We start from the raw sequence: 25,150 nt of genomic DNA, 5'->3' as shown, positions 1-25,150 counted from the left end.
CCGGAGCAGAGTGCGGCCGTGGAGCAGGCTCTCGAGGCGTTCGGAGCCGGCAAGACCGAGGTGCTCTGGAACGCCAAGCCGCGCTTCGGCAAGACCCTCACCACCTACGACCTCATGCGGCGACTCGACGCGCGCCGGGTGCTCATCGTCACGAACCGGCCCGCGATCGCGAATTCATGGCTCGACGACTTTCTGCGCTTCATTGGGCACCAGACGACCTATCGGTTCGTCTCGGAGTCGGCATCCCTCAACGGTCGCCCGACGATGACGCGCGACCAGTGGTCGGCATACGTCTCGCACACGAACGACGACGATCCGCGCATCGTCGAGTTCCTCTCCCTGCAGGACCTCAAGGGCTCGGTGTACTTCGGCGGCAGCCACGAGAAGCTGAAGCACATCGCGCAGTTCGAGTGGGACCTGCTCGTCATCGACGAGGCGCACGAGGGCGTCGACACGACCAAGACCGACGTCGCCTTCGACCAGATCAAGCGTCGGCGGACGCTGCACCTGTCGGGCACGCCATTCAAGGCGCTCGCGGCTGGCAAGTTCGACCAGGACCAGATCTTCAACTGGACCTATGAGGATGAGCAGACCGCGCGCGCCGAGTGGGACGACCCCGAGTTGGAGAACCCGTACGAGGCGCTGCCCACGCTCAACCTGCTCACTTACCAGGTGTCGCGGATGATCAGCGATCGCCTCGCTGAGGGCGTCGCGATCGCCGAGGACGAGGCGAACATCGACTACGCCTTCGACCTCGGAGAGTTCTTCCGGACCAAGGACAACGGATACTTCGAGCACGAAGCCGACGTCCAGACGTTTCTCGACCGCCTCTCGGTGAACGAGAAGTACCCGTTCTCGACTCCTGAGCTTCGTGACGAGATCCGGCACTCCTTCTGGCTGCTCGACCGCGTCGCCTCGGCGAAGGCTCTCCAGCGGATGCTGAACAAGCACGAGGTGTTCAAGGAGTACACAGTCGTGCTGGCCGCCGGCGACGGCCGCGGTGCGGACGACGACAGCGACCTCGTGCAGTCGAAGGCGTCCCTCGACAAGGTCCGCGAGGCCATTGCCGAGGCAGAAGAGACCGGCGGCAGGACGATCACGCTCTCGGTCGGCCAGCTCACCACCGGCGTGACGATCCCCGAGTGGACTGCCGTCGTGATGCTCTCCAACGTGACTTCACCTGCGCTGTACATGCAGGCGGCGTTCCGCGCCCAGAATCCGTGCACCTTCGAGCGCGACGGACAGGTCTACCAAAAGAAGAACGCCTACATCTTCGACTTCGCGCCAGAGCGCACGCTCACGATCTTCGACGAGTTCGCGAACAACCTCCGCCCGAACCCCTCTGGCGACGAGGGAGTGCGCCGCGAGAACATCAAGACACTCCTGAACTTCTTTCCCGTCATCGGCGAGGACGCCGAGGGCAGAATGGTCGAACTGGACGCTTCCCAGGTCCTTACGTTCCCCAAGGTGTTCAAGGCCCGCGAAGTCGTGCGCCGTGGCTTCCTCTCGAACCTGCTGTTCGCGAACGTCGCCGGGATCTTCCGGTACTCCGACCACGTCAAGAAGATCCTCGACAAGCTTCCGACCGCCGAGCAGGGGAAGCTCAAGAAGAAGGATCTCGAGCTGCCCGAGCCGATGCCGAACGTGGACCGGGACGGCAACGCCGAGGTCGACATGGAGACTGTCATCAACCCGAAGGTCGCCGAGCTCGGCGCTCCGGTGTGGCGGGTCGAGGACATCCCGCCGACCGATCCGGGTGCTTCCACGGCTGAGGTGGCCAAGAAGCTGGCTAAGCTCGTGACCGAGAAGGCCCGCGATACCCGCGAGAAGCTGCAGACCGAGTATGGGCTGACCAAGAAGCAGGTTGAGCGCGACGAGAAGGCCACTGAAGCAGAGGTCGCTCGGAAGTACGAGCGTGTGCGCGTCGAGCACGAAATCGCATCGAAGCACCTCCAGGACGAGCTGGCCGAGGCACCGACCGAAGCAGAAGCCTCAGCGATCGCGGCAAAGAAGGCCGAGCAGGACAAAGCCTTCCACGACAGCGTCGCCGAGATCTTGATGGAGACGTCCGAGTCGATCACCAGGACGGTGGTCGAGCGGGAGGAGGAGAAGAAGGAGCAAAAGCGGGCCGATAAGACTATGGACGACGCGCGCTCGCACCTACGCGGCTTCGCCCGCACGATCCCGATGTTCCTCATGGCCTACGGTGACCGGGACACTCGGCTGTCGAACTTCGACGACTACACGCCCGACGACGTGTTCGAAGAGATCACTGGCATCAGTGAGGTCGAGTTCCGCCTCCTGCGCGATGGCCAGCAGGTCACCGAGCAAGACGGCACGGTCACGATGATCCCGGGTCTCTTCGACGAGGCCGTATTCGATCAGTCAATCCAAGAGTTCCTCGACAAGAAGGAAGCTTTGGCGGACTACTTCGACGACACGCAGACCGAGAACATCTTCGCCTACATCCCGCAGCAGAAGACCTCGCTCGTCTTCACGCCACAGCCCGTGGTCAAGATGATGGTCGACATCCTCGAGCAGGAGAACCCTGGGATCTTCTCCGACCCCGAGAAGACCTTCGCTGATCTGTTCTCCACAGCGGGTCTCTTCCTCATGGAGCTGGTGCGCCGTCTTGAGACGGGGTTGGCCAGCCGGATGCCGGATCCGAAGGAGCGGCTCAAACACATCCTGACCAAGCAACTGTTTGAGATGAGCCACAGCCGGATCTTCCACGAGATCACGCTCGAAGCCGTCTCGGGCGGCGTCGAGGAGCGCAAGGACTGGCTGCGTTCCTCCGGGCACTTCCGGTGGGGCAACATCGCGAAGATGACCAGCGCCCAGCGCGCGAAGATTGTCGACGACATGCTGACGGAAGGCGACTGACCATGGTGAAGAAGTTCGATGTCGTGATCGGCAACCCGCCATACCAAGAAGATTCGGTCGGCGAATCAACGCACAATATGCCGATCTACCACCTGTTCATGGACGCGGTCTACGAAGTCGGCACCAAAGTCGTACTCATCACACCGGCACGATTCCTGTCCAACGCGGGCTTCACGCCGAAGCCGTGGAACAAGAAGATGCTCGCTGATGAGCACCTGACCGTGGCTCACTTCGAACCCGATTCGAACCGCCTGTTTCCGGGGCTCGCGGACCCGATCAAGGGTGGCATCGCCGTCACTTACCGTGATTCGGAGCGCGAGCTCGGCCCGATCGGCTTCTTCACCAAGTTCCCCGAACTCAACGCGATCCTGCTGAAGGTCGAGGCCTCGGACGACTCCTCTCTCACCAACCTGGGCATCACCAACGACCGTCAGCATCGCTACACGGACAAGATGCACTCAGAGAACCCTGGTGCACGGGCGCTGATGTCGAAAGACAATCCGTACAAGCTTGACGCCAGCGCCTTCGGACGGCTCCCGTTCCTCTTCCACGAGCACAAGCCTTCTGACGAGCACGACTACGTCGAAGTGCTCGGTCTCTACGAGCGGAAGCGCACAACCCGGTGGCTTCGCCGCGAATACATCACGGGCCCTTCATCGTTTGATGCTTTTAAGGTTGCCCTCCCTGAAGCGAACGGGACGGGAGCGACAACAGACTTCTTCGGCGTAGCGCTGAACAACCCGACAGTGCTCGGTCCAGGAGTGGCGGTGACCAGCACGTTCCTCACCATCGGATCTTTTGCGTCAGAGGCCGAGGCCGAGGCGTTGCTGAAGTACGTGAAGTCGAAGTTCGCTCGCGCGATGCTCGGAGTCCTCAAGGTGACGCAGCACACCGCTGCGCACACCTGGCGACACGTCCCGAACCAGGACTTCACCACGGACTCTGACATCGACTGGTCGCTGTCGATCTCCGAGATCGATCAGCGGCTGTACGCGAAGTACGGCCTCGACGATGCCGAGATCGAGTTCATCGAGTCGCGCGTCAAGCCGATGGCCTGACACCTTCGCATGACGCCGCCCTGAATCGCCACCCTCACCCAGGATCTAAGGAACGCCAGTGAGCATGGACCAACCGGAGCAGCACGGTTTCGGCGACGTGATCCGCGAGGCCCGGAAGAAGCAGGGATGGTCGCAGGCGGAGCTCGGGGAGAAGTCCGGTCTGTCGCGCCCGACCATCGCGCGCGTCGAGGCGAACAACGACGTGACGACTGCGACCATCGCGAAGGTCGCGCAGGCGCTCGGTCTGAAGCTCGAGCTCCGGGACGGCGGCTGACCGTGGGAGCAGCTCCGATCGCGCCTGCGCACCGTTCGTGTCGGTGGCCGACGCTAGGGTCGCCTCGACGGCGGGGAAGGGATGGATCATGGCGCTGACGACGTCCCTGGCGGGCAGAGTCCGGAACACGAGCCTGCCCAAGAGCCATGCCCTCCTGCCGCTCCTCGAGGCGATCGTCAACGGCATCCAGGCGATCGACGCGCGGCCCGGCTCCGACGATCCTGGACGGATCGACGTGAGGGTGCACCGAGACTCCCAGGCCGAGTTCGACTTCGGCCCTGCCGGCCCCGGGCGCGCCCCCATGAAGCCGATCATCGGGTTCACCGTCTCGGACGACGGCGTTGGATTCACGCCGCAGAACATGTCCTCGTTCGAGACGCTGGACAGCGACTTCAAGGCCGACCTCGGCTGCCGCGGCGTGGGGCGACTGCTCTGGCTGAAAGCCTTCGACATGGTGTCCGTCCGCAGCGCGTACGAGGACGGCGACGGGAAGCTCCGAGGTCGCCAGTTCAGGTTCTCCGTAGCTCAGGAGGTCGAGCACGATGGGGACGCAGACGGCTTCGCGCGCCCGGGAGCGGTCATCAGTCTCGACGGCTTCAAGAAGTCGTTCCAGCAGAACGCTCCGAAGGGCGTCGACGCGATCGCGCGAGAGATCTTCGAGCACTGCATCTGGTACTTCCTCCGCCCCGGAGGTGCCCCCGTCGTGACGGTCGCGGACGACGACGAGTCGGTGTCCCTGGCGGACTTGATGGACGAGTTCGTCGACTCGGCGATGACGTCGTCGACGATCGAGGTCAAGGGCCAGAAGTTCGACATGCTCAACCTCCGGCTGAAGGCGACCGCGCGGAACTCCGTCCCGCGCCTGCACTGGTGCGCGGCGAGCCGCGTCGTCATCGAGGAGAACCTGAGCGGCAAGGTGCCGGGGCTCCACGGCAGGCTCGCGGACGAGGCCTCCGGCGAGTTCGTCTACGCGTGCTACCTGACGTCGGACTTCCTCGACGAGCGCGTGCGCTCCGACCGGACCGCATTCGACATCAGCGACCGGATACCCGGTCAGCCGCTCGTCGACGACCTCTCGCTGGACGATATCCGCGAGGCCGTGCTCGAGGAGGTGGCCAAGATCCTCAAGGATCCGCTCGAGTCAGCCCGCGAGCAGGGCAAGCAGCGGATCCACGACTACGTGGCGAAGCGGGCCCCGCGGTACCGGCCGGTGCTGGCAAAGATCGAGGAGCGCGGCATCACGGTCGACCCGTCGGTCAAGGACCAGGACCTCGAGCTGCAGCTCCACAAGCATCTGCAGAAGATCGAGTCCGAGGCGTTCGTGAAGGGGCAGGAGATCTTCGCGGAGGCCGAGGCAGACCCCTCGGACGACTTCGCGGAGCGGCTCGCCGGCTACCTCGCGACGGTCAGCGAGATCAACCAGTCCGACCTGGCCGCTTACGTCTCGCGCCGCCGCACGGTCCTGGACCTGCTCGGTCGCCTGATCCGCGCCGACCAGGACGGGAAGTACAGCCGGGAGGACGCGATCCACTCGCTGATCGTCCCGATGCGCACGGAGTCGAACGACCTCGCCTCCGACGGATCGAACCTGTGGATCATCGACGAGAGGCTGGCGTTCCACGACTACCTCGCATCGGACAAGACGCTCAAGAGCATGCCGGTCACCGGGTCCGAGTCGACGAAGGAGCCCGACGTCCTCTCGACACGGCTCATCGATTCGCCGGTGCTCGCCGCGGAGGGGCAGAAGCTACCGCTGCCGTCGATCGTCGTGGTCGAGATCAAGCGCCCGATGCGCAAGGACGCCACCGAGGACAAGAACCCGATCCAGCAGTGCCTCGACTACGTGAAGCGGATCCGCGCCGGCGGCGTGATGACCGCGACGGGCCGGCCGATCCCGCCGACCCAGGAGCCGCCGGCGTTCTGCTACATCATCGCCGACCTCACGGAGAAGATGATCGAGCGGTGCGAGATCTCCGACCTGCGTCCCACCCACGACGGCCTCGGGTACTTCGGCTACAACAATGCCGCCAAGGCCTACATCGAGGTCATGAGCTTCGACGGGCTGGTCAACGCGGCCACTGAGCGCAACAGGGCGTTCTTCGACAAGCTGGGACTGCCCACTTGAGCCCCTCGAAGAGCAGGAACCTGCGATGCCCTTGACACTCGACGCGATCCTCCGGAGTGCCGGCATCGACCCTGCGGACGCCCATGCCATCCGCCACGCCTTCGTGCGCGAGCACGAGGACACTGGCCTGCCCGGAATCCATGCGGACTCGACCGACCAGGAGATCCTCGCGTACACGAGTCAGCAGTCGGCGAAGCCGCGGATCTTCCCGGTCGATCCTCCGCCGATCTGGGTGGTGTTCATCCGCGAGGGCGGCGACAGGGCTCGCCTCTGGTCGGTGCTGGAGAACCGCGGCGAGGTCTCGAACGACGGCGCTCTGCGCACCTTCGACCTGGTCGCCTCCGAGCATCTCGCCGACCTCAGGAACCGGCTCGTGATCGGCTGGAGGTCTCCGCGCACCTGGAGGCTCAACGGCCCGACGGCCGCCGGCTACCCGGTCATGGAGATCGCCGACGCGCAGCCGGTGCCGTTCCCCGGCTTCGACCGCCTCGTCCTCGACCGCCCGCAGCTGCAGGCGGTGATGCGCGAGCACAGGTACGCGGCATGGAGGACAGCGCTCTCGTCCGTGGTCGGCGTCTACCTCATCACCGACACCCGCGACGGCCGCCAGTACGTCGGCAAGGCCGACGGCGCTGAGAGCATCCGGCAGCGCTGGAGCGCCTTTGCGGCCAATGGCCACGGCGGCAACGTCGAGCTGCCTAACGTCGATCCGACCGGCTTCCGCTACTCGATCTTGAGGGTCCTCGACCCGGCGACGCCGACACGCGTCATCGACGAGGCCGAGAGCCACTTCAAGAACGCCCTCGACACCCGCAGGCACGGATTGAACCGCAACTGAAGTGGGCTGGCTCTGGCCTCAAACGTCGTCGAACGCCAGCGTGACCGTTGCTCCGAGCTGCTCGGCCAGTGCGTCGACCGATGAGAGCGAGAGGTTCCGCTCGCCGCGCTCGAGGCCCGCGTAGTAGCGGACGGTCACACCGAGCTGCTCGGCGATCCGCTCCTGGGTGAGTCCCCGTGCGAGTCGAATGGCGCGGACCTGCTCTCCGAGAACCTTCTTGAGTGCCTTGTGCGCCACCTCTCAACGCTCGCGAACGGAAGCGATCAGTACCAGGTACTTATGACTTCCTGTAGGTTGGTTGGCGAGCCGATGTGGATTGGAATGAGCTGCTGATGATGCCAACCTCCTTGAGACGAAGGACTGCTCGCCCTGCGGCGATCGCCTCGGCAGCGCTGGCATTGGCCGCGCTGCTGGCGCTCACCGGCTGCTGAGGGTCGTCTGAACCCTCGGCCTCGGCCTCCGCCTCATCCGCTTCTTCGTCGGCTCCCGCGGCGGCGTCCGGCCTTGACGGCACCTACTACGGCACGGACGGATCGCACGGGAAGATCAAGAAGCTCGTCATCGACGGGAACCAGGCGACCTATACGGTCGAGCTGTGCAAAGGGCCCGACGAGGGCGCGACCAGCCACGGCGAGCTCGACGACGACAGGACCGTGATCGTTTGGGGCGACGGCGGTGATCTGGTGAACCAGTCACACCTCACCGTTACGGAGAACCGCATCCAGTTCGAATCCGACAAGTCGTTCGTCCGCGAGGGGCAGCCTGAGGTCGCCGACATCGAGGCGGAGCATGACAAGTACTGCGAGGAGCAGTTCGGATGAACGGCATCGGACAGGAGCAGGGGATGCCTGCTGGCGGCTGGGCGGGTCCGGGCCGGCGAAGACCCTGACCACTGTCGAGAGGACACCTCATGGCCACCAAGCACCTCACGGTCTCCGACCTTTCCGGCGAGCCCGGTGCCGCCACCGTCCAGCTGGCCCTCGGTTCGGAGCGACGCGACGTCGACCTCACCGAGGCGGAGCGCGCCGAATTGGACGACCTGCTCCGGCCCTACTTGAGCGCCGGCCGCCGCGCCGAGCAGGCAGCGCCGAAGCCGAACCGCGACATCCCCGTGACCACCGCCGAGGAGCGAGCCGCGATCCGCAAGTGGGCCCGTGAGAACGGCTTCGAGCTCGCCGACCGCGGGATGATTCCCAAGGAGATCTACCGGGCGTACGTCGACGCCCGGGCGGAGGCGGCATCGTGAACGAGAACGACGTGGAGCCTGACCCGGTCGACACCACGCGGGGCGCTCTCCTGGCGCGCCTGCCGGGACGCGCCCGGCCCCGGAAGCAGGCGCTCCAGGACTTCGAGGAGCACGTCGAGGCGCTCCGTCGCCGGTACAAGCCCGAATTCTGGCCGTTCTTCATCCCGGAGGCGACGGAAGCGTTCCGGTGGCGAGTGCAGCTGGAGTGCGGCTGCGTGCATGAGATCTTCTTGCGCGGCGCGGACGACTACCCGGACGGCCACGCCTGGCTCGACCCGATCACCCGGCATCCTCTGCCCGTCGGCGAGATCTGGTGTTCGGGCGACCACGGCGGAGTGGAGAAGGCCTACCGCGACGTCGTCGAGTGGATCGACTCGCGTATCAGGGAGTTCCCGCCGGACCCGGAGGAGTGCCCGCACGAGGGCGTGGACGCCGAGACCTGGGCGAGGATGCGGAACCCGGAGCCGCACTCCTCGGCGTTCTGGCGCGTCCGGCTCTCCTGCGGGCACGTCTGCGATCACGTCATCGCAGACGTTGAGTGGAAGCCTGAGCACGGACCGAGGCTGTGCACCGCGGAGCGCGCCGCCGAGATGCGTAGCGACTTCGAGAGCATGTGGTCCGTCGAGGGGCACACGGGATGGCCCGAGGAGGGCCCGGAGCGCGACCACGTCCGCAAGATGCTCGATCTGCGGTGGCCACGACCCGAGCCGGAGCAGGAGTGCCGCACGTGCCGCTACGCCAGGCGCATCACCGGCTACCAGCGCGTCGGGTGGCTGGTCCCGAAGGAGCCGCCGGCCGCTCCGGGCGCGGATCCGGACGAGGGCTTGAAGCGCAGGAAGGCGGAGACCCGGCTCGCGAAGATCGAGGCCGAGGCGCAGCGCCTGCGCGAGCAGCTCGGCATGGCCTCGGACGAGTAGGAGCTCATCCGGCATAGGGGAACCTGCGGCTGGCCGACCGCGAGAACGGCTTCCGGGGTCGCCGACCGCGGCGTGATCCCCGAAGAAAGTCTGCATGGCTTGCCAGCGGACCGAAGTGCAGGAGGCGAAGTGGCACCGACGGGTCGAGTTCTTCCGACGCTGTGCCCTTCTCGTCGTTGTTCGTGCTCCCTGACTCGCTCGTTGACCTCCGCGGGCTGGCGACCGGCACCGTCGAGCTGCTGAACCGTCTGCTGTGGAATCCTTCGCGGCCGTTCGACCTCTCGGACGAGGCCCGGCTGCGCTCGATGATCCGCATCTTCCTGCGTGAGGCCCGTACCCAGGACGACCTGCGCGACTACGTCGACCGCGACAGCCTCGTGCGGCTCTGGACGGAGCTCGGCCTGCCGTAGCGCATCCAGCAGGCGTGGGAGGAGCGCTTCCCGTAGCTCACCGAGCAGCGACGAGGCTAGGCCCCGTCCGACTCCTGCAGTGAAGCGAGTGTCTCTGCGAGCAGTGGCTCGAGTGCCAGGATCGCCTCGCGCTCGTTGATGTCCGGGTCGCGGCGGAGAGCCGCGATGCGCACTAGCAGATCGGAGGTGCTCCCGGCACTGAACTCCTCGGGAGCAACGCCGGTAGAAGCTGATGAGCTCGGCGCGGAGGCGATGCTGGCCACGCCTGTGAGGAAGCCGATGGCGCGCTCGTACGATGCCCCGCCGAGGTACATGCCCGGACGCTTGGCGATCGCCCGGGCGAGGTCCTCGGGCGGAGTCGACCACAGCGGCGCGGCCGCGGAGCGGTGATCACTGTCCATCACGGTCCCCCTCGTCCCGTCCAGATTGGAGCCGGCATTTCCCGGTCTCGGCGGACGGCGATCTCCGCGGCGACCCGAGCGCCCGACTCGACGGCCTCGCACGGGCTCACCCTCCATGCCTCGATTTTACGGGAGCGCGCCGAATCAGCGCTTGGACTCGGAGGCCGACGAGCGTATCCAAGGCTCTGTGCACACGACTTGGTCTGCGACGGGCTGGCCGGCCATTTCGTGGCCGAACCGGGGTCGGCGAATTAATTCGAGCAGTTCGGTTCCGACGGAATAAACCCGAGTGAAGACGCTCAATCGATGACCGGGAGTGTCCGTCTCTCGATCAGCACGGTGTCCCGCCACTGGCCGGCGAGCGGCCCGCACGGCATCAGCCCGATGCGCTCGCGCCGGCCGACGACCCTGAAACCCGCGCGCCAGTGAAGCTTCAGGCTGGCGGCGTTCTCGGGGAAGACCGAGGACTGGACCGTCCAGACGCCCGAGCGGTCGGTGAGGGCGAGGAAGTCCCCGAGGAGCTGCGCCCCGACTCCGCGCCCGGCCGCGAGAGGGTCGACGTAGACCGAGTGCTCGACCACGCCCCGGTAGACGGGGCGGGCCGAGACGGGTCCGGCGGCGGCCCAGCCGAGCACACTGTCGTCGGCGTCGACGGCGACGATCATGAGGTCGTGGCGCTTGCCGGCGGCGAACGCTTCCCAGTCCGGCGGTGGCTGCGGCTCGAAGGTGGCGTGCCCGGTCGCGATGCCCGCGCGGTAGATCGCCTCGACGGCGGGCCAGTCAGCCGGCGTCATGGGCCTGGTCGTCAACATTCCCATCAGGCGATGAGGGCCTTGGCGGCGGATGCGAGGGTGTCGATGGTGGGTCGGTAGTAGGCCCAGCGCCCGCGCTGCTCGCGCTCGACGAGCCCGGCCTCGACGAGCAGCTTCATGTGGTGGGAGACGGTGGGCTGGGAGAGGCCGACGGGCTCGGTGAGGTCGCATACGCACATCTCGCCGTCGCTGCTGCCGGCGATCATCGCCATGAGCTTGACCCGGGTGGGGTCGCCGAGGGCCTTGAACACCTTCGCCAGGTCGTGGGCGACCGCGTCGTCGATCGTTTCGCCGAGGACGCAGCAGGGCGCGATGTCGGTCGTGACGGGGGCCTCAAGGGAGGGAGTGGTGCTCATGCCTCCATTCTGCCTCACGTACTGACATCTGTCGATACGTGAGGCAGGCTCGACTCATCGAAGAACGTCAATACGTGGAGGTTGAAGTGAATCCCGTCGTCGTCATCGGGGCCGGTCCGCAGGGTCTGGCCGCCGCCGCACATCTGCTCGAGCGCGGGCTGAAGCCGCTGGTCCTGGAGTCGGGCGACGGCCCGGCCTCGGCGGTCGCGGAGTGGGGTCATGTGCGCCTGTTCTCGCAGTGGTCGGAGCTCGTGGACCCGGCGGCCCGCCGCCTGCTCGAGTCGTCCGGCTGGACCGCGCCGGAGACCGGCTACCCGACCGGCGCGCAGTGGGTCGAGGGCTATCTCGCCCCGCTCGCGCAGGCGCTGGGCGACCGCGTCCGGTACGGCTGGCGCGTGGTCGGGGTGGGCAGGAAGGGTCGCGATCTCTCGGTCGACGCGGGTCGCGCCGAGCGGCCGTTCGTCGTTCACGTCCGGCGCGCCGACGAGGGCGAGGAGCGGTTGGAGGCCCGTGCGGTGATCGATGCCTCGGGCACCTGGCGGGCCCCGAGCTCAGCGGGCGCGGACGGCCTGCCTGCGCTGGGCGAGCTCGCCGCGGTCGACGCGGGCCTGCTGGGCCACCGCACGCCGAGCCGCGAGGAGGCGGCGTCGCTGGCGGGGCGGCACGTGGTGGTCGTCGGCAGCGGCCACTCGGCGGCGACCGTGATCGGGGACCTGGCGACGGTCGTGCGCCGTGAACCCGCCACCCGGGTGACCTGGGCGCTGCGCCGCGGCGCGGTCGGCAACGCCTTCGGCGGCGGGGTCGCCGACGAGCTGCCCGAGCGCGGGGCCTTGGGGCAGCGGGCGAGGAGGGCCGTCGAGGACGGCCTCGTCGACCTGGTCACTGGGTTTCGCACCGAAGAAGTCGTCGTCGAGGACGGCCAGGCGGTCCTGGTGGCCGAGGACGGCCGCCGGCTCGCTCCCGCTGACCGGGTGGTGGTCGCGACCGGGTTCCGCCCGGACCTGTCGTTCCTGTCCGAGGTGCGCCTCGACCTGGATGTGCGGCTGCAGGCTCCGGCGAAGCTCGCCGCCGAGGTCGACCCGAATGTCCACTCCTGCGGCTCGATGCGGGCCACGGGTGCGGCCGACCTCGAACACCCCGAGCCGGACTTGTACATCGTCGGGGCGAAGTCCTACGGCCGGGCACCGACGTTCCTGGCGATGACGGGCTATGAGCAGGTCCGTAGCGTGGTCGCCGAGCTCGCCGGCGACCACGAGGCGGCGTCGCGGGTGGACCTGGAGCTGCCCGACACCGGGGTGTGCGGCGGGTCGGGCCTGTTCGACGCGCCCGAGGCGGCGTCGTCGGGCGGCTGCTGCGCGCCCGCGCCGCAGCTGATCCAGCTCGGTGCGAGGACAGCGGGATGAGCCGCGGCCGACTGATCATCGTCGGCGGGGGGCAGTCCGGGCTCGCCGCCGCCCGCGCCTGGCGGGAGAAGGGCTGGGAGCCGGTGGTCCTCGAGGCAGGGCAGGAGCCGGTCGGGTCCTGGCCCCGGTACTACGACAGTCTGCACCTGTTCTCCCCGCGCCGCTTCAGCGCCTTCCCGGGCCACTCGTTCCCCGGGGATCCGGACGGCTACCCGGGCCGCGACGAGGTCGTCGACTACCTCCGTGGCTACGCCCGCAGTCTTGATGTCGAGTTCCGCACCGGTGCCCGGGTCGTCGACGTGGCCGCGGACGGTCCCTCGTTCGCGGTCGACCTCGCCGACGGCAGCGGTCTGGTCGGGGACGCGCTGGTCGCCGCGTCGGGCTCGTTCGGCAACCCGCACGTGCCGACGATGCCCGGCCTGGAGGCCTTCGGCGGCAGCGTCTTGCACGTCGCCGGCTACCGGTCACCGGAGGACTTCTCCGGTCAGCGGGTCGTGGTCGTCGGGGCGGGCAACTCCGCGGTCCAGGTCGCCCACGAGCTGGCCGAGCACGCCAAGACCTCGCTGGCGGTGCGGGACCGGGTCCGGTTCGCGCCCCAGGTCATCGCCGGCAGGGATCTGCACTGGTGGCTGAGGGTCTCCCGCGCCGACCTCCTGCCGCCGTCGGTCCTCGAGCGGCTCGTCACCGGCACCCCGGTCATCGATGCCGGCAAGTACCAGAAGGCGCTGGAGGCCGGACGGCCCGACCAGCGGCCCATGTTCACCGCGTTCACCCCCGACGGTGTGGTGTGGCCGGATGGCTCGCGGGAGCGGATCGACGCGGTGGTCTTCGCGACCGGCTACCGGCCGCACCTGCCGTACCTGCGCTCCCTCGGGGTCCTCGACGGCTCCGGGTCGCCGAAGCACGAGCGCGGCGTGGCGACCGGGCTGTCCGGGGTGGGCTTCCTCGGCCTGGAGTTCCAGCGCTCGTTCTCCTCCAACACGCTGCGCGGGGTGCACCGCGACGCCGACTACGTCGTCGGCGCTCTCGCCAGGCAGGCGCGGGGTGCCGCCGTTGCCTGAGTCTGCGACGCGCCCTTCCCTGGGCACGGTGCTTGCGGCGCTGTGCGTGACCGAGATCGTCTCCTGGGGACTGCTGTACTACGCGTTCCCGGTGCTCGCCCCGCGGATCGGTGACTGCGAGCACGCTCGCCTGGCCGCGGTGCCGAGATCGGGCGCGGGAATCGAGACGCTGCTGCAGGTGAACGCGATCACCGACCGCTGGGGGCCTGCGACTGCGGCCACCTCTGCGCAGCCATCGGGAGGCTCGGTTTCGAGTGCGGCTTCTGGGCCCCCGAGGCTTGACTTTGGAGTCAGGTCCAAGGTTTACGCTCAAGGCATGAGCATCACCACGCGGCAGGCGGGCCGGGCCACTGCCGTGCAGGGCGGGCGCGGCCTGCGGGTGTCCGAACTGGCCGCCAGCGCTGGGGTGTCGTCGGACACCGTGCGGTTCTACGAGCGTGAAGGGCTGCTGCCCGCTCCGGCACGGACCGCGGCGGGTTATCGACAGTACGAGGGGTCGGCGGTCGAGCGGCTGTTGTTCATCCAGGGCTGCCAGCGACTGGGTCTGCGGCTGAAGGAGATTGCCGACCTGCTCGCGATCAGGGACACGGGCTCGTGCCCCTGCGAGCCTGCCGCTGAGCTCCTGCACCGCAGGATCGCCGAGGTCGATGCCGAGATCGCCGCTCTCGCGGCGCTGCGACGCCAGATGCAGGAGATGGCTGCGGCGCTGCCCGGAGAGGACTGCGCTCCGCCCGCGCCGGGCACCAGCTGGTGCCCGCCTGGCGAAGCGCTCCAGAGCGTCGAGGGGAGGTGACATGACCATGCTGACCGACACTGTTCTCGAGATCAGGGCCGACGGGTGCTGCTGCGACGACCCGTCCTGCCCGCCCGACTGCGGTTGCGGATGCGACTGCTGCTGATGCGATCGTCCCTCCCTGTGCTAGCCGGGGAGGGCGTCGCCCTTGCGCAGGGTCAGCGCCGCGCTGACGAGAAGCGGCGTCGAGCTGCTCGACTGTCGCCGCGGGTTCAGTAAGCAGCTCAGTCAGTCGACCAGTTCAAACTCCGAGGCGAGGGAGCGGACCTTCTCGGCCAGTTCGTCGCGGATCATGCGCATCCGCTCCTCGCCGTCGATCCCGCGGCCCGAGGGCTCGTCGATCGTCCACGTCTCGATGGTGCCGGTCATCCCCTGTGCGGGCTCGATGACGGCCTCGTCGCCGATGACGATGACGCGGTCGACGGTGCGCAGCAGGGCGGGGTCGATCGGCTTGGGGTGCTCGTCGGCCATGCTCGCGCCAACCTCGGCGACCGAGGCGGCGGATAGCGCGTTGAGCGACGACCCGGGGGCTGTGCCCGCGGAGTGGACCTCGACGGCGTCGCCGACGATCTGGCGCATGAGGGCGGCGGCCATCTGCGACTTCCCGCCGTTCTTGACGCAGACGAACAGTACCGACGGCGCGTGGTCGGACGCCTGTTCGGCGTCGGCGGGCGCGAGCAGTTCGTCGACCAGCCTCTCGATGCGGGCGCGGATCTCGTCGCGGATGGGGCGTACGGCGTCGATTCCCTGGCCGGCGGGGTCGTCGAGGGTCCAGTCCTCGTAGCGCTTGCCGGGGTAGAAGGGGCAGGTGTCGCCGCAGCCCATGGTGATCACGACGTCGGAGTCCTGCACCGCTTCGGTGGTGAGGATCTTGGGCTGCTCGGCGGCGATGTCGATGCCCTCCTCGAGCATCGCTTCGACGGCGACCGGGTTGATCTGGTCGGCGGGCGTCGAGCCCGCCGATCTGACCTCGATGCGGTCACCGGCCAGGTGGCGCAGGAAGCCGGCGGCCATCTGGGAGCGGCCGGCGTTGTGGACGCACACGAAGAGCACGGAAGGCTTCGGTGCGGAGGGATTCTGTTCAGGCATTTTCGATGTTTTCTTTCAGTCGGTGAGGGCGGCGATGAGCGTGCGGACGCGGCGCTCGATGTCGTCGCGGATCGCTTCGACGCCCTCGGGCGAGGCCAGCGCGGGGTCGCCGACGGCCCAGTCCTCGTAGCGGACGCCGGGGATGATCGGGCACACGTCGCCGCAGCCCATGGTGACGACCACGTCGGCGGCGCGGACGGCGTCGTCGGTGAGCGGCTTCGGGAACGCCGTCTCCGCCTCCTTCGCTCCCTCGATGTCGGTCAGGAGGGATCGGACGTGCGGGTGCACGTCGGGAGCCGGGCTCGAGCCCGCGGAGCGGGCGATGACCTTGCCGTCCGCGAGCCGGTTGACGATCGCGGCGGCGAGCTGGGAGCGGCCGGCGTTGGCCACGCACACGAACAGCACCTGCGGCACCCCGGTCTCCCGGTCCCGGGTCAGGTCGGCGAGGCGCTGGCGGGCGAAGCGCTCGGTGAGCGGGATCATGTGCTGGGTCAGCTTGGCTGAGCGCGCGAGGCCCGCGTAGGACTCCCGCACGATCGCGATCACGAGGTCGCGGTCCAGGCTCGTTGCTTCGTCGGCCAGTTCCTCGCCCAGGCGGGTGACCCGGCCGTCCATGTCAGGCAGCGCCGCGGCGCGGGGCACGGTCTGCTCGGTGGCGTCGGCGACCGCGGCCGGTGCGAATGCGTCGAGCAGCGCGGCGACGGCGCGCCGCCTCGCCGGGGCGATCCGGTACCAGACCCAGGTGCCGCGGCGCTCGGACAGCAGCAGGCCGGTCTCCTTGAGCACCTTCAGGTGGTGGGAGACGGTGGGCTGGGACACGTCGGCCAGCTCGGCGAGGTCGCACACGCACGACTCGCCGCGGGGATCAGTCGCGATCGCCGAGAGCATCCGCAGCCTCAGCGGCTCCGCGAGCGCCTTGAGCGCGCCGGCCACGGTCGCGGCGGCGTCCTGGCCGATCGCGTGCGTCGCGGACGGCGCGCAGGCCCCGGCGTCGGTGACGACTTCGGCAGTGGTCATGATGGGCTCGATTCGGCGTAGGGGTCGGTGCGGAACCAGGCGCGGGCCGCCCAGAGCGAGACGTAGACGAGGCCGACGAGCACCGGCACCTCGATGAGGGGGCCGACGACGCCGGCCAGAGCCTGCCCGGATGCGGCTCCGAAGGTGCCGATGGCGACGGCGATGGCGAGCTCGAAGTTGTTGCCCGCAGCGGTGAACGCCAGCGTCGTCGACCGGGCGTAGCCCAGGCCGAGGCCGCGGCCGAGCAGCATCCCGGCCAGCCACATGATCGCGAAGTAGGCCAGCAGAGGCAGCGCGATCCGGGCGACGTCGAGCGGGTTGGAGGTGATCGCCTCGCCCTGCAGCGCGAACAGCAGCACGATCGTGAACAGCAGCCCGTACAGCGCCCAGGGCCCGATCCGGGGCAGGAACTTCTCCTCGTACCACTCCCGGCCGCGGCGCTTCTCGCCGATCCACCGGGAGGCGAAGCCGGCGACGAGCGGGACGCCGAGGAAGACCAGGACGTTGAGCGCGATCTGGCCCACGGACACGTCCAGACCCTGCGTGTCCAGGCCCAGCCAGCCGGGCAGCATGGCGAGGTAGAACCAGCCCAGCACCGAGAACATCACGACCTGGAACACCGAGTTGATCGCCACCAGCACCGCGGTGGCCTCGCGGTCGCCGCAGGCGAGGTCGTTCCAGATCACCACCATCGCGATGCACCGCGCGACCCCGACGATGATCAGGCCGGTGCGGTACTCGGGCAGGTCCGGCAGGAAGGCCCAGGCCAGGGCGAACATGACCGCGGGTCCGACGAGCCAGTTCAGAACCAGCGAGGAGATGAGCAGCTTCTTGTCGCCGGTGACGGCGGCGACCCGGTCGTAGCGGACCTTTGCGAGCACCGGGTACATCATCACCAGCAGTCCCAGCGCGATCGGCACTGAGATCCCGCCGACTTCGAGTCGGGACAGCAGGCCGGACAGGCCGGGGACAAGACGGCCGAGGAGCAGGCCGGCGACCATCGCCAGGCCGATCCAGGCGGGCAGCCACCGGTCCAGGGTCGAGAGCCGTCGGGTCGCCGGAGGCGCAGCGGTCGCCGCTTGATTAGACATGCCTCTATATTGACACTCTTCGATTCAGCGTGCAACCGGCGATGACAGCCCATCGCAGTGCGGTGACGCGCCCGAGCAAGCGGCGCGCCGAGCTATCCGACGCTGAGCGCGGCGAGCTCGTCCGGGGTGCCGGTGACGACGAGACGCAGATCGTCGTGGTCGTCGTCGATCCGCCAGTCCACGAACGAGCAGCAGGAACTCTCGACTGCGACCAGGTCGCGCAGCCGCTGCGCGGAGTCGTCGGTTCTGGCGTAGTGCACGACCAGTCTGGTCTCGCCGCGTTCGACCGCGAGGAGATGCTCGTCGTCGAACGCCCGCCACCTCTGGACCTGCTCCTTGCCCGCGCTGGGCGTGAGCGCGCAGGCGATCGGCAATCCTGGCAGTGGCCCGACGGGCGACTCGACTCGCGTCGCCGCTGTCATCGGCGCTCCACCGATGACAGCGTGCAGCTGGTCGACGGTCGGCGAACCGGCGAGGCCGTCGGGTGTCCGGTAGACGCGGCACGCGAGCCCGACGGGCGCGTGCTCGTCGGCGAAGGGGTCGACGCCGTCGACAAGGACGGTCGGCGAGCCGTGGAACCCGAGGCGTACGGCGTCCTCGGCGGTCTCGACCCGCTCATGGCCGACCCGGACGTCTGGTCGGCCGTCGAGCACCTTCGCAAGCAGCTGGTCGAGGACCTCCCAGTTCGGGCACCCGTCGAAGTACTGCAGCGTGATCTCCATGATCAACTCCTCTCAGTCTCTGCCCGCGCGGACCGCTGCCGCTGCCGGTGACGTCGTCTCACGCGACGCAGCCGCCGCAGGACGCTTGGCACGCGCGGCGCGCAGCCCGTTGGCGATGACGACGACCTCGGCGACCTCGTGGACGAGCACGACAGCGGCCAGGCCCAGCACGCCGGTGATGGCCAGCGGCAGCAGCACGGTGATGATGGCCAGGGACAGCACGATGTTCTGGTTCATGATCGCCCGGCCGCGGCGGGCGTGGCGCAGCGCCTGCGGGATGAGGCCGAGGTCGTGGCCGGTGAAGGCGACATCGGCGGACTCGATCGCGGCATCTGAGCCGGTCGCGCCCATCGCAATGCCGACGGTCGCCCCGGCCAGGGCGGGGGCATCGTTGATGCCGTCGCCGATCATCGCCGTGGGCGACTTCTCCGCCAGCTGGGCGACGATGCGGGCCTTGTCCTCGGGGCGCAGCTCGGCGTGCACGTCGCCGATCCCGGCGAGCTGCGCGAGCGCGTGCGCGGTGCGGGCGTTGTCGCCGGTGAGCATGCTCACCTCGACGCCTTGGGCCTGCAGCGTGCGCACGACGTCGAGGACCTCGGGGCGCAGCTCGTCGCGGACGCCGAGCGCCCCGGCCAGCTGGCCGTCGACCGTGACGAGCACGCAGGTCTGGCCCTCGGCCTCCAGGTCCTCGACCCGGGCCTTGAGCGGGCCCGCGTCGATCCAGCGGGGGCTGCCCACTCTCACCCGGCGGCCGTCGACCAGGCCGCCGATACCGTGCCCGGCCTCCTCGGTCACGTCCTGCGCGGCGGGGGCTCCCTGGCCTGCGGCGGCGATGGCGGCGGCGAGCGGGTGCGTCGAGTGCTGCTCGACGGCGGCGGCCCAAGCCAGCACCTGCGCCTCGTCGAAGGCGTCGGCTGCGACCACGGCGGTGACCTCGGGCCGGTTGCGGGTCAGGGTGCCGGTCTTGTCCACGGCGAGGTGGCGGATGCCGCCGAGGCGCTCGAAGGCGGCCCCGCTCTTGATGACGACGCCGAACTTCGTCGCCGCCCCGATCGCGGACACCACGGTGACCGGCACCGCGATCGCCAGCGCGCACGGGCTGGCCGCGACCAGCACGACCAGGGCGCGGGTGATCCAGGTCTCGGGGTCGCCGAGCAGCGCACCGAGCACGCCGACCAACACCGCGAGGACCATCACGCCGGGCACCAGCGGCCGGGCGATCCGGTCAGCGATGCGGGCCCGGTCGCCCTTCTCGGCCTGGGCCTGCTCGACCAGCTCCACGATGGTGGTCAGCGAGTTGTCGGTGCCCGCGGCGGTCGCCTCGACCTCCAGGACGCCGGTGGTGTTGATCGCGCCGGCGGAGACCTCCTCGCCGGGGGCGACCACGACGGGGATCGACTCTCCGGTGATCGCCGAGGTGTCCAGGCTCGACCGGCCAGCGCGGACCACACCGTCGGTCGCGACCCGCTCACCGGGGCGGACCAGCAGCACGTCGCCGACGGCGATCTCCTTCGCCGGGACCTCGACCGAGGCACCGTCGCGCAGTACGGTCGCGGTCTCCGGCACGAGCTTCAGCAGCGCGCGCAGGCCGCCGCGGGCCCGGTCCATCGCTTTGTCCTCCAGGGCCTCGGCGATCGAGTAGAGGAACGCCAGCGCCGCGGCCTCCTCCACGTAGCCGAGGATCACCGCGCCGACGGCGCTGATCGTCATCAGCAGCGCGATGCCGAGCTTCCGCTTGACGACCAGGTTCCGGATCGCGCCGGGGACGAACGTGTACGCGCCGAGCAGTAGGCCCGCCCAGAACGCGGCCAGCGCTGCGACGTGCAGCCCCGACCACTCCAGCACCAGGCCGGTGCCGAACCCGACCCCGGAGAGGATCGGCACCGCCAAGCCCGGGTCGCGCCACCTCGGGCGCTCGGTCTCCTCTACCTCCTCGACGGCGCTGGTGGTCGGCTCGTCGCAGCCGCAGGCGTCGCTCACGAGGCGTTCCCCGAGCCGTTCGCGGCGCAGCAGCCGGGCACCGAGCAGTGCGGGTCGATGCACGGCGCGTCCTCGTCCACCGCGAGCGTGACCTCCACCAGCGCCGTCAGCGCCGCCGCGAGGTGCGGATCGGCGATCTCGTACCTGGTCTGCCGTCCCTCGGGCTCGGCGACGATGATCCCGCAGTCGCGCAGGCAGGACAGGTGGTTCGACACGTTCGAACGCGTCAGCCCCAGCTCGCGCGACAGCACGGCGGGGTGGCTCGGGCCATCGAGCAGCGCCATCAGGATCCGGGAGCGCGTCGGGTCGGCCATCGCCCGGCCGAGCCGGTTCAAAACGTCGAGGCGCGAAGCAATGGTCAGCATGCACTGAACTATACAGCAGTTGCTGACTAATCGGGAGGTCCGGGAGAATGGACGCCATGCGTTCGGGAGCGGAGTGGATGGAGCGGCACCAGGTGCCGCTGTACCTCGCCGCCCTCGCGGCCGGGGCGGCGCTCGGCCTCGTCGTACCCGCCGTCGCGCACCCCGCGGAGTCCGCGATCAGCCCGGTTCTCGGCCTGCTGCTCTACGCGACCTTCCTCGGCGTTCCGTTCGCCAGGATCGGCCGGGCGCTGCGCGACTGGCGGTTCCTCGCCTCCGTGATGGCGGTGAACTTCGTCGTCGTCCCGGTCGTCGTGCTCGCCCTCTCCAGGATCGTCGCCCACGACCGGGTGCTCCTGGTCGGCGTCCTGTTCGTGCTGCTGACCCCGTGCGTGGACTACGTCATCGTGTTCACCGGCATCGCCGGCGGTGCGAAGGACCGGCTGCTGGCCGCAGCGCCGCTGCTGATGCTCGCGCAGATGCTGTTCCTGCCGCTCTATCTGTGGCTGTTCGTCGGGGCCGAGTTCGTCCAGGCCGTCGACCTCGCGCCGTTCGTCGAGGCGTTCGCGCTGCTCATCGTCCTGCCGCTGGCCGCTGCCGGCATCACGCAGTTCGCTGCCCTACGCACCCGTGCGGGCCGGGTCGTGCAGGAGGTCGTCCTTGGCGCGATGGTGCCGCTGATGATGCTCACCCTCGCCGTGGTCGTCGCCTCCCAGGTCGCCGGTGTGAGCGCGCGGCTCGGCTCGCTGCTCCTCGTCGTCCCGGTCTACGTCCTCTTCGCCGCCGTCATGGTGCCCATCGGCGCGGCGGCCGGCCGGATCGCCGGACTGGACGCGCCCGGACGAAGGGCCGTCGTGTTCAGCGGCGCGACGCGGAACTCGCTCGTCGTGCTGCCGCTGGTGCTCGCCCTGCCCGCGGCGTTCGACCTCGCTCCGCTGGTCGTCGTCACCCAGACCCTGGCCGAGCTGGTCGCCATGGTGATCTTCGTCCGGCTGGTCCCGAAGGTCGTCCCCGGCCCGACACGAGGTTCCGCGTCCGGCTCGGCTGCGTCGGTCTCGTAGACATCTCCTTGACGGGACGCGACCGAGGCCCCCGCAGTCTTGCGGGGGCCTCGGTCTCAGAACCCTGTCTCGTTGAGCGCCCGACCGAGACGGGGTTCCTGAGACCGCGTCTATTCAGGACTGCCAGAGAGCGAGCGACGCCCAGTCCTCGGGCGCGCCCAAGGACTGGATCGTGAGCGCCTCCGTGGCCGGGAACCTGCGGAGCAGCGATGCGAGCTGCGCCGACCAGGTCGAGCGGGCCTCGATCGACGGCAGCAGGTAGGCGATGACGGCGAGAGCGTTATAGGTGCCGTAAACCTGCTTGGCGCTCTCGGAGTCTCGGAGGTGATCGAGCACGGGGATCTGGCCGATCTTGGGTCGTGACGGCGCGTTCTGGAGCTTTCGGTTGAACAGCCGCGCGTGGTGGGCCGAGACGTTCCGGACGTAGTTGAGGCTCGCGAGCCAGCTGGCCATCATCCTCTTGCCCGGGACTCCGAAAGCCCGAGCGACCTCCTCGGCGTCTTTCTGGTTCATCCCGCGGTAGAGGACGGAGAGGTGTCCGAGCTCCAGGATCTCCGTGAGCGCCCAGACCGGCATCCGGTCGTCGTACTTCGTGCGGAAGTGCTCGACGAACTGCTCGTCGGAGCCGGCCTGCCGATCGCGGACCCGTTGCAGCCACTGCACGTGCTTGCTCGGCTTCGGATCCCGGACGTCGGTGCCGTCGGCGGTGAAGGCCGTCATGAAGAGGGAGGGATCCTCGTAGGCGAAGACGGCCGAACGACCGAGCACGTAGCCCATGGGCATGCGCACGGCGACCTCGACCCGCTCCAAGCCGTCCAGGACGAGCATGCGCAGCTCTCGGTCGAAGTCGATGATCTCCTCGGCGTGCGCGAGGCGCGTCCCCGGCCGGAAGTCGCCGAGCACGCGGATGCGGGTCCGGCCGTCGTCATCGACGTGCTCCTCGGACTCGCGGAACGGGTACAGGTAGCCGGTGAGCCGGTAGTAGCCGATCGCCTCCAGCACCCGAGCCGCATGCTCTCGATCGCCGACATCGAGCCCGTGCTCGACCAGTCGGTCGACCTGCCCTTCCACCGGCAGCCACGGCTTGCTGTACTCGACCATCGTCCTCCCGGTAAAGAAAATCAGCCCGCGCCTTGCGGCAACGGGCTGATCGTGATGGCTCAACTCTAGCACGGGGAGCCGACGACGGGCTCCTACGGACCGGCCGCTGCCCGGTGGCGGTAGTAGGTGGCCTTCGACCAGCCCACGGTCTTCGCCGCCTCGACCACGCCCAGGCCCTCCGCGTCGATGAGGTGCTGGACGGTCCTCAGGTTCCTGGCGACCATCTTTGCGTCCGGTGCCGGGCGGCCGAACTTCACGCCGCGTGCCTTTGCAGCGTCCACGCCGGCCTGGACGCGCTCCTGGATCAGCTCGCGCTCGTACTCGGCAAACGTCGCCATGAGGTTGAGTTGCATCCGGCCCTCGCGCGTGCTGGGGTCGATGCCATCGGAGACGGACCGGATGCTCACGCCGCGGGCGAGCAGGTCGTGGACGGTGTTGATGATGTCGATCATGGAGCGCCCGATCCGGTCGATGCGCCACACGACGAGCTCGTCGCCGTCCTGGAGAAGGGCGTCGAGCGCGGACCAGCCCGTGCGCGTCCTCGCGGCCTTCGATCCGGAGACCTGGTCCGAATGGATGTGCTTCTCGTCGACGCCTGCCTCGACGAGCGCGCGGCGCTGGAGGTCGTCGTCCTGCTTGTCCTTGGTGGACGTGCGCGTGTAGCCGTACCTGGTCATGCTGCTGCCCTTCTCTCTGCCAGGCGCTCGACCAGCTCGTCGACGCCGGCGACAGTGTCGACGACGTGGACCTCGGCACCCGCGCGCCGCATCTTCTCGGTGACCTCCTCCTGCAGTCGGCGCAGCTTCCCGCCGGGCCGCTTGGTCTCGACGAACACGGTGCCCGCGGGCGTGACGACGACCCGGTCGGGGACGCCGGCGCGGCCGGGGCTGGTGAACTTCATGCAGAGGAAGCCCATCTGTCGGCACCGCGCCCGCAGATGGGCTTCGACCTCGTGCTCGAGCATCGTCACTTGAAATACCCGGCGACGTCCTCGCCGGAGTCGATGCAGTACTGCTTGAACTTCGACTTCTCGTCGGCGACGTCGGTCGTCGCGGTGTCGAGGAGTCCGACGCGCATCGTCGTGTCGGTCACGTCGGCGCGGGTGGTCTTCGTGGGAGCATTTCCGACCCACGGATCGTCAGCTTCGCCGTCGCCGTTGTCCACCCAGCGCACGGTCCGGTCCTTGCCGGAGCCCTCGAGGGTCGCGGTCGCCTCTCGAGCGGCGGTGCCAGTGCAGAGGACCTCCTTGTAGACGACCTTGTCGCCGTCGACGTGCCACTGGAAAAGCCAGGGACCCACCACCTTGCTGGGGGACAGCAGGCCTCCCGGCTTCATCGCCTTGACGTAGCTGGTGCCGGTCTCGGGCTCGAGGTCGACGATGGGGCCGCCGCTCTTGGTCGGCTCCGGCGACTCGCTGGGCGTTGCCGTCTCAGAGGGCTGGGGCTTCTCGGTCGGCACCGGGTCGGCCGGAGCGCTGACCTTCGGCTTGCCGTCCGCCTCGCTCGGGGCGGGCTCGACGACGACGCAGCCACTGAGGGCCACCGCCGCCAGCGCGAGGCCGGCGACCGTGCTCATGGTCTTGGTCGTGGCGCTCATGATCACGCCGCCTCCTTCCCGGACTCCGGCTCGTCGTCGATGCGGGGCTTGATCTGCACGCCGCTCTTCGACTTGAGCCGCGAGAAGAACCCGCTGAAGAGGTTCGGCGCGACGATGAGCGAGGCGAGAAGCGCCGCTGCCGCGCCGGCGATCCAGATGTTCCCGAAGACGCCCAGTGCGAAGCTGAGGCCCAGGCGGGCGATCATGAACACGATGGTGAAGCCCAGCGCCAGGACCGCGAGACGCCAGATCGGCGACTTGGCCTGGAACTCCTGGAACTCGCGCCAGGCCGTCTTGAGCAGGCCGGAGGTCTCGCTGAAGTCGCTGCTCTTCTTCTCCGGCAGGACCAGCAGGCCGACCTTAAACATCATCGAGAGCAGCTGAGTGAAGAAGGTGAGGCCGGTGGCGGCCAGGTCGAGCATCCCGGCCGCGCTGACGACCCAGGCGACCATGCCCGCCGCGCCGCAGGCGAGCAGCGTGCCGAGAACCGTCCAGGCGTGGTTGTCGGGACCGCGATCCAGCTTGATATTGATGTTCTGATCAGACATTGATCT

27 protein-coding genes and 2 pseudogenes are annotated in these 25,150 nt (G+C 68.8%); 13 read left to right on the top strand and 16 right to left on the bottom strand.

Annotated features, from left to right (window positions below):
- The 5 genes and pseudogenes from C8D81_RS12170 to C8D81_RS12150 form a co-directional block, all read left to right on the top strand.
- Nucleotides 1–2,883, top strand: a pseudogene (locus C8D81_RS12170) (DEAD/DEAH box helicase family protein); the annotation flags it as partial.
- Nucleotides 2,884–2,885: 2 nt separating this feature from the next.
- Nucleotides 2,886–3,941, top strand: coding sequence for an Eco57I restriction-modification methylase domain-containing protein (locus C8D81_RS12165; RefSeq protein WP_094404375.1), 1,056 nt, complete (start codon nucleotides 2,886–2,888; stop codon nucleotides 3,939–3,941).
- Nucleotides 3,942–4,005: 64 nt separating this feature from the next.
- The gene (locus tag C8D81_RS12160) at nucleotides 4,006–4,215 is read left to right on the top strand and encodes a helix-turn-helix domain-containing protein (RefSeq protein ID WP_094404374.1); all 210 of its coding nucleotides are present in this window, start codon (nucleotides 4,006–4,008) and stop codon (nucleotides 4,213–4,215) included.
- Nucleotides 4,216–4,303: 88 nt separating this feature from the next.
- Nucleotides 4,304–6,340: an ATP-binding protein gene (locus C8D81_RS12155; protein WP_094404373.1), complete on the top strand. Its 2,037-nt coding sequence runs from the start codon at nucleotides 4,304–4,306 to the stop codon at nucleotides 6,338–6,340.
- A 25-nt stretch (nucleotides 6,341–6,365) separates the two neighbouring features.
- Nucleotides 6,366–7,178, top strand: coding sequence for a GIY-YIG nuclease family protein (locus C8D81_RS12150; RefSeq protein WP_094404372.1), 813 nt, complete (start codon nucleotides 6,366–6,368; stop codon nucleotides 7,176–7,178).
- 18 nt (nucleotides 7,179–7,196) lie between these two features.
- Here the strand turns inward: C8D81_RS12150 and C8D81_RS12145 are convergent, their stop codons facing one another.
- A complete protein-coding gene (locus C8D81_RS12145; protein WP_094404371.1) occupies nucleotides 7,197–7,415 on the bottom strand; it encodes a helix-turn-helix domain-containing protein in 219 nt (72 codons plus the stop codon).
- 416 nt (nucleotides 7,416–7,831) lie between these two features.
- On the opposite strand from C8D81_RS12145, the gene C8D81_RS20955 reads away from it, so the two are divergent.
- The 4 genes from C8D81_RS20955 (at nucleotide 7,832) to C8D81_RS12130 (ending at nucleotide 9,751) form a co-directional block, all read left to right on the top strand.
- Entirely contained in the window at nucleotides 7,832–7,999 is a 168-nt protein-coding gene (locus C8D81_RS20955) for a hypothetical protein (protein WP_166646793.1), read from the top strand.
- Nucleotides 8,000–8,088: 89 nt separating this feature from the next.
- Nucleotides 8,089–8,424, top strand: a complete 336-nt coding sequence (locus C8D81_RS12140; RefSeq protein ID WP_094404370.1) for an Lsr2 dimerization domain-containing protein — start codon at nucleotides 8,089–8,091, stop codon at nucleotides 8,422–8,424.
- Nucleotides 8,421–9,341, top strand: a complete 921-nt coding sequence (locus C8D81_RS12135; protein ID WP_094404369.1) for a hypothetical protein — start codon at nucleotides 8,421–8,423, stop codon at nucleotides 9,339–9,341. The genes C8D81_RS12140 and C8D81_RS12135 overlap by 4 nt, the downstream gene beginning before the upstream one ends.
- A gap of 161 nt (nucleotides 9,342–9,502) precedes the next feature.
- Complete coding sequence (locus C8D81_RS12130) at nucleotides 9,503–9,751, top strand: hypothetical protein (RefSeq protein ID WP_094404368.1); 249 nt, start codon at nucleotides 9,503–9,505, stop codon at nucleotides 9,749–9,751.
- A 56-nt stretch (nucleotides 9,752–9,807) separates the two neighbouring features.
- Here C8D81_RS12130 and C8D81_RS12125 read toward each other — a convergent pair whose 3' ends face one another.
- The 3 genes from C8D81_RS12125 to C8D81_RS12115 all read right to left on the bottom strand — a co-directional run bounded on the left by C8D81_RS12125 (nucleotide 9,808) and on the right by C8D81_RS12115 (nucleotide 11,320).
- Complete coding sequence (locus C8D81_RS12125; RefSeq protein WP_094404367.1) at nucleotides 9,808–10,152, bottom strand: hypothetical protein; 345 nt, start codon at nucleotides 10,150–10,152, stop codon at nucleotides 9,808–9,810.
- Nucleotides 10,153–10,451: 299 nt separating this feature from the next.
- Complete coding sequence (locus C8D81_RS12120; RefSeq protein WP_094404366.1) at nucleotides 10,452–10,946, bottom strand: GNAT family N-acetyltransferase; 495 nt, start codon at nucleotides 10,944–10,946, stop codon at nucleotides 10,452–10,454.
- A gap of 23 nt (nucleotides 10,947–10,969) precedes the next feature.
- Nucleotides 10,970–11,320: an ArsR/SmtB family transcription factor gene (locus tag C8D81_RS12115; protein ID WP_094404365.1), complete on the bottom strand. Its 351-nt coding sequence runs from the start codon at nucleotides 11,318–11,320 to the stop codon at nucleotides 10,970–10,972.
- An 86-nt stretch (nucleotides 11,321–11,406) separates the two neighbouring features.
- Here C8D81_RS12115 and C8D81_RS12110 point away from each other — a divergent pair, with 86 nt between their 5' ends.
- The 3 genes from C8D81_RS12110 (at nucleotide 11,407) to C8D81_RS12100 (ending at nucleotide 14,577) form a co-directional block, all read left to right on the top strand.
- The gene (locus tag C8D81_RS12110; RefSeq protein WP_208109247.1) at nucleotides 11,407–12,723 is read left to right on the top strand and encodes an NAD(P)-binding domain-containing protein; all 1,317 of its coding nucleotides are present in this window, start codon (nucleotides 11,407–11,409) and stop codon (nucleotides 12,721–12,723) included.
- Nucleotides 12,720–13,784 (top strand): flavin-containing monooxygenase, encoded by a 1,065-nt coding sequence (locus C8D81_RS12105; RefSeq protein WP_094404363.1) that lies wholly within the window; start codon nucleotides 12,720–12,722, stop codon nucleotides 13,782–13,784. Before C8D81_RS12110 ends, C8D81_RS12105 begins: the two co-directional genes overlap by 4 nt.
- A 316-nt stretch (nucleotides 13,785–14,100) precedes the next feature.
- Nucleotides 14,101–14,577, top strand: a complete 477-nt coding sequence (locus C8D81_RS12100; RefSeq protein ID WP_094404700.1) for a heavy metal-responsive transcriptional regulator — start codon at nucleotides 14,101–14,103, stop codon at nucleotides 14,575–14,577.
- Nucleotides 14,578–14,805: 228 nt separating this feature from the next.
- Here the strand turns inward: C8D81_RS12100 and C8D81_RS21610 are convergent, their stop codons facing one another.
- From C8D81_RS21610 to cmtR, 7 genes and pseudogenes are all read right to left on the bottom strand, one after another.
- Nucleotides 14,806–15,156 (bottom strand): arsenate reductase/protein-tyrosine-phosphatase family protein, encoded by a 351-nt coding sequence (locus tag C8D81_RS21610; protein WP_229117672.1) that lies wholly within the window; start codon nucleotides 15,154–15,156, stop codon nucleotides 14,806–14,808.
- A gap of 99 nt (nucleotides 15,157–15,255) precedes the next feature.
- Nucleotides 15,256–15,666: pseudogene (locus C8D81_RS21605) on the bottom strand (arsenate reductase ArsC); the annotation flags it as partial.
- A 15-nt stretch (nucleotides 15,667–15,681) separates the two neighbouring features.
- Nucleotides 15,682–16,683, bottom strand: a complete 1,002-nt coding sequence (locus C8D81_RS21785; protein WP_094404361.1) for a metalloregulator ArsR/SmtB family transcription factor — start codon at nucleotides 16,681–16,683, stop codon at nucleotides 15,682–15,684.
- Nucleotides 16,680–17,774 carry an ACR3 family arsenite efflux transporter gene (gene arsB, locus C8D81_RS12085; RefSeq protein ID WP_094404360.1) on the bottom strand — a complete coding sequence of 365 codons (1,095 nt, stop codon included), beginning with the start codon at nucleotides 17,772–17,774 and terminating at the stop codon, nucleotides 16,680–16,682. The genes C8D81_RS21785 and arsB overlap by 4 nt, the downstream gene beginning before the upstream one ends.
- 92 nt (nucleotides 17,775–17,866) lie before the next feature.
- Entirely contained in the window at nucleotides 17,867–18,496 is a 630-nt protein-coding gene (locus tag C8D81_RS21275) for a hypothetical protein (RefSeq protein ID WP_208109246.1), read from the bottom strand.
- Between the two features lie 12 nt (nucleotides 18,497–18,508).
- The gene (locus C8D81_RS12075; RefSeq protein ID WP_094404699.1) at nucleotides 18,509–20,476 is read right to left on the bottom strand and encodes a heavy metal translocating P-type ATPase; all 1,968 of its coding nucleotides are present in this window, start codon (nucleotides 20,474–20,476) and stop codon (nucleotides 18,509–18,511) included.
- Nucleotides 20,473–20,841: a Cd(II)/Pb(II)-sensing metalloregulatory transcriptional regulator CmtR gene (gene cmtR / locus C8D81_RS12070; protein WP_094404359.1), complete on the bottom strand. Its 369-nt coding sequence runs from the start codon at nucleotides 20,839–20,841 to the stop codon at nucleotides 20,473–20,475. The genes C8D81_RS12075 and cmtR overlap by 4 nt, the downstream gene beginning before the upstream one ends.
- A gap of 77 nt (nucleotides 20,842–20,918) precedes the next feature.
- Between cmtR and C8D81_RS12065 the strand changes: the two genes are divergently transcribed.
- Entirely contained in the window at nucleotides 20,919–21,899 is a 981-nt protein-coding gene (locus C8D81_RS12065; RefSeq protein ID WP_229117619.1) for an arsenic resistance protein, read from the top strand.
- Between the two features lie 114 nt (nucleotides 21,900–22,013).
- Here C8D81_RS12065 and C8D81_RS12060 read toward each other — a convergent pair whose 3' ends face one another.
- The 5 genes from C8D81_RS12060 to C8D81_RS12045 all read right to left on the bottom strand — a co-directional run bounded on the left by C8D81_RS12060 (nucleotide 22,014) and on the right by C8D81_RS12045 (nucleotide 25,144).
- Nucleotides 22,014–23,000 (bottom strand): Abi family protein, encoded by a 987-nt coding sequence (locus C8D81_RS12060; protein ID WP_094404358.1) that lies wholly within the window; start codon nucleotides 22,998–23,000, stop codon nucleotides 22,014–22,016.
- Nucleotides 23,001–23,092: 92 nt separating this feature from the next.
- A complete protein-coding gene (locus tag C8D81_RS12055) occupies nucleotides 23,093–23,677 on the bottom strand; it encodes a recombinase family protein (RefSeq protein ID WP_094404357.1) in 585 nt (194 codons plus the stop codon).
- Entirely contained in the window at nucleotides 23,674–23,964 is a 291-nt protein-coding gene (locus C8D81_RS21595; protein WP_229117670.1) for a VRR-NUC domain-containing protein, read from the bottom strand. The genes C8D81_RS12055 and C8D81_RS21595 overlap by 4 nt, the downstream gene beginning before the upstream one ends.
- A 2-nt stretch (nucleotides 23,965–23,966) precedes the next feature.
- Nucleotides 23,967–24,602: a hypothetical protein gene (locus C8D81_RS21590; RefSeq protein WP_229119576.1), complete on the bottom strand. Its 636-nt coding sequence runs from the start codon at nucleotides 24,600–24,602 to the stop codon at nucleotides 23,967–23,969.
- Complete coding sequence (locus C8D81_RS12045; protein WP_094404355.1) at nucleotides 24,599–25,144, bottom strand: hypothetical protein; 546 nt, start codon at nucleotides 25,142–25,144, stop codon at nucleotides 24,599–24,601. Before C8D81_RS12045 ends, C8D81_RS21590 begins: the two co-directional genes overlap by 4 nt.
- Nucleotides 25,145–25,150 lie beyond the last annotated feature (6 nt).

Source organism: Enemella evansiae, assembly GCF_004362375.1.
Lineage (GTDB): Bacteria > Actinomycetota > Actinomycetes > Propionibacteriales > Propionibacteriaceae > Enemella > Enemella evansiae.
Note: the sequence above shows the minus strand (reverse complement) of the source record. Positions and strands in the feature narration are given on the sequence as shown.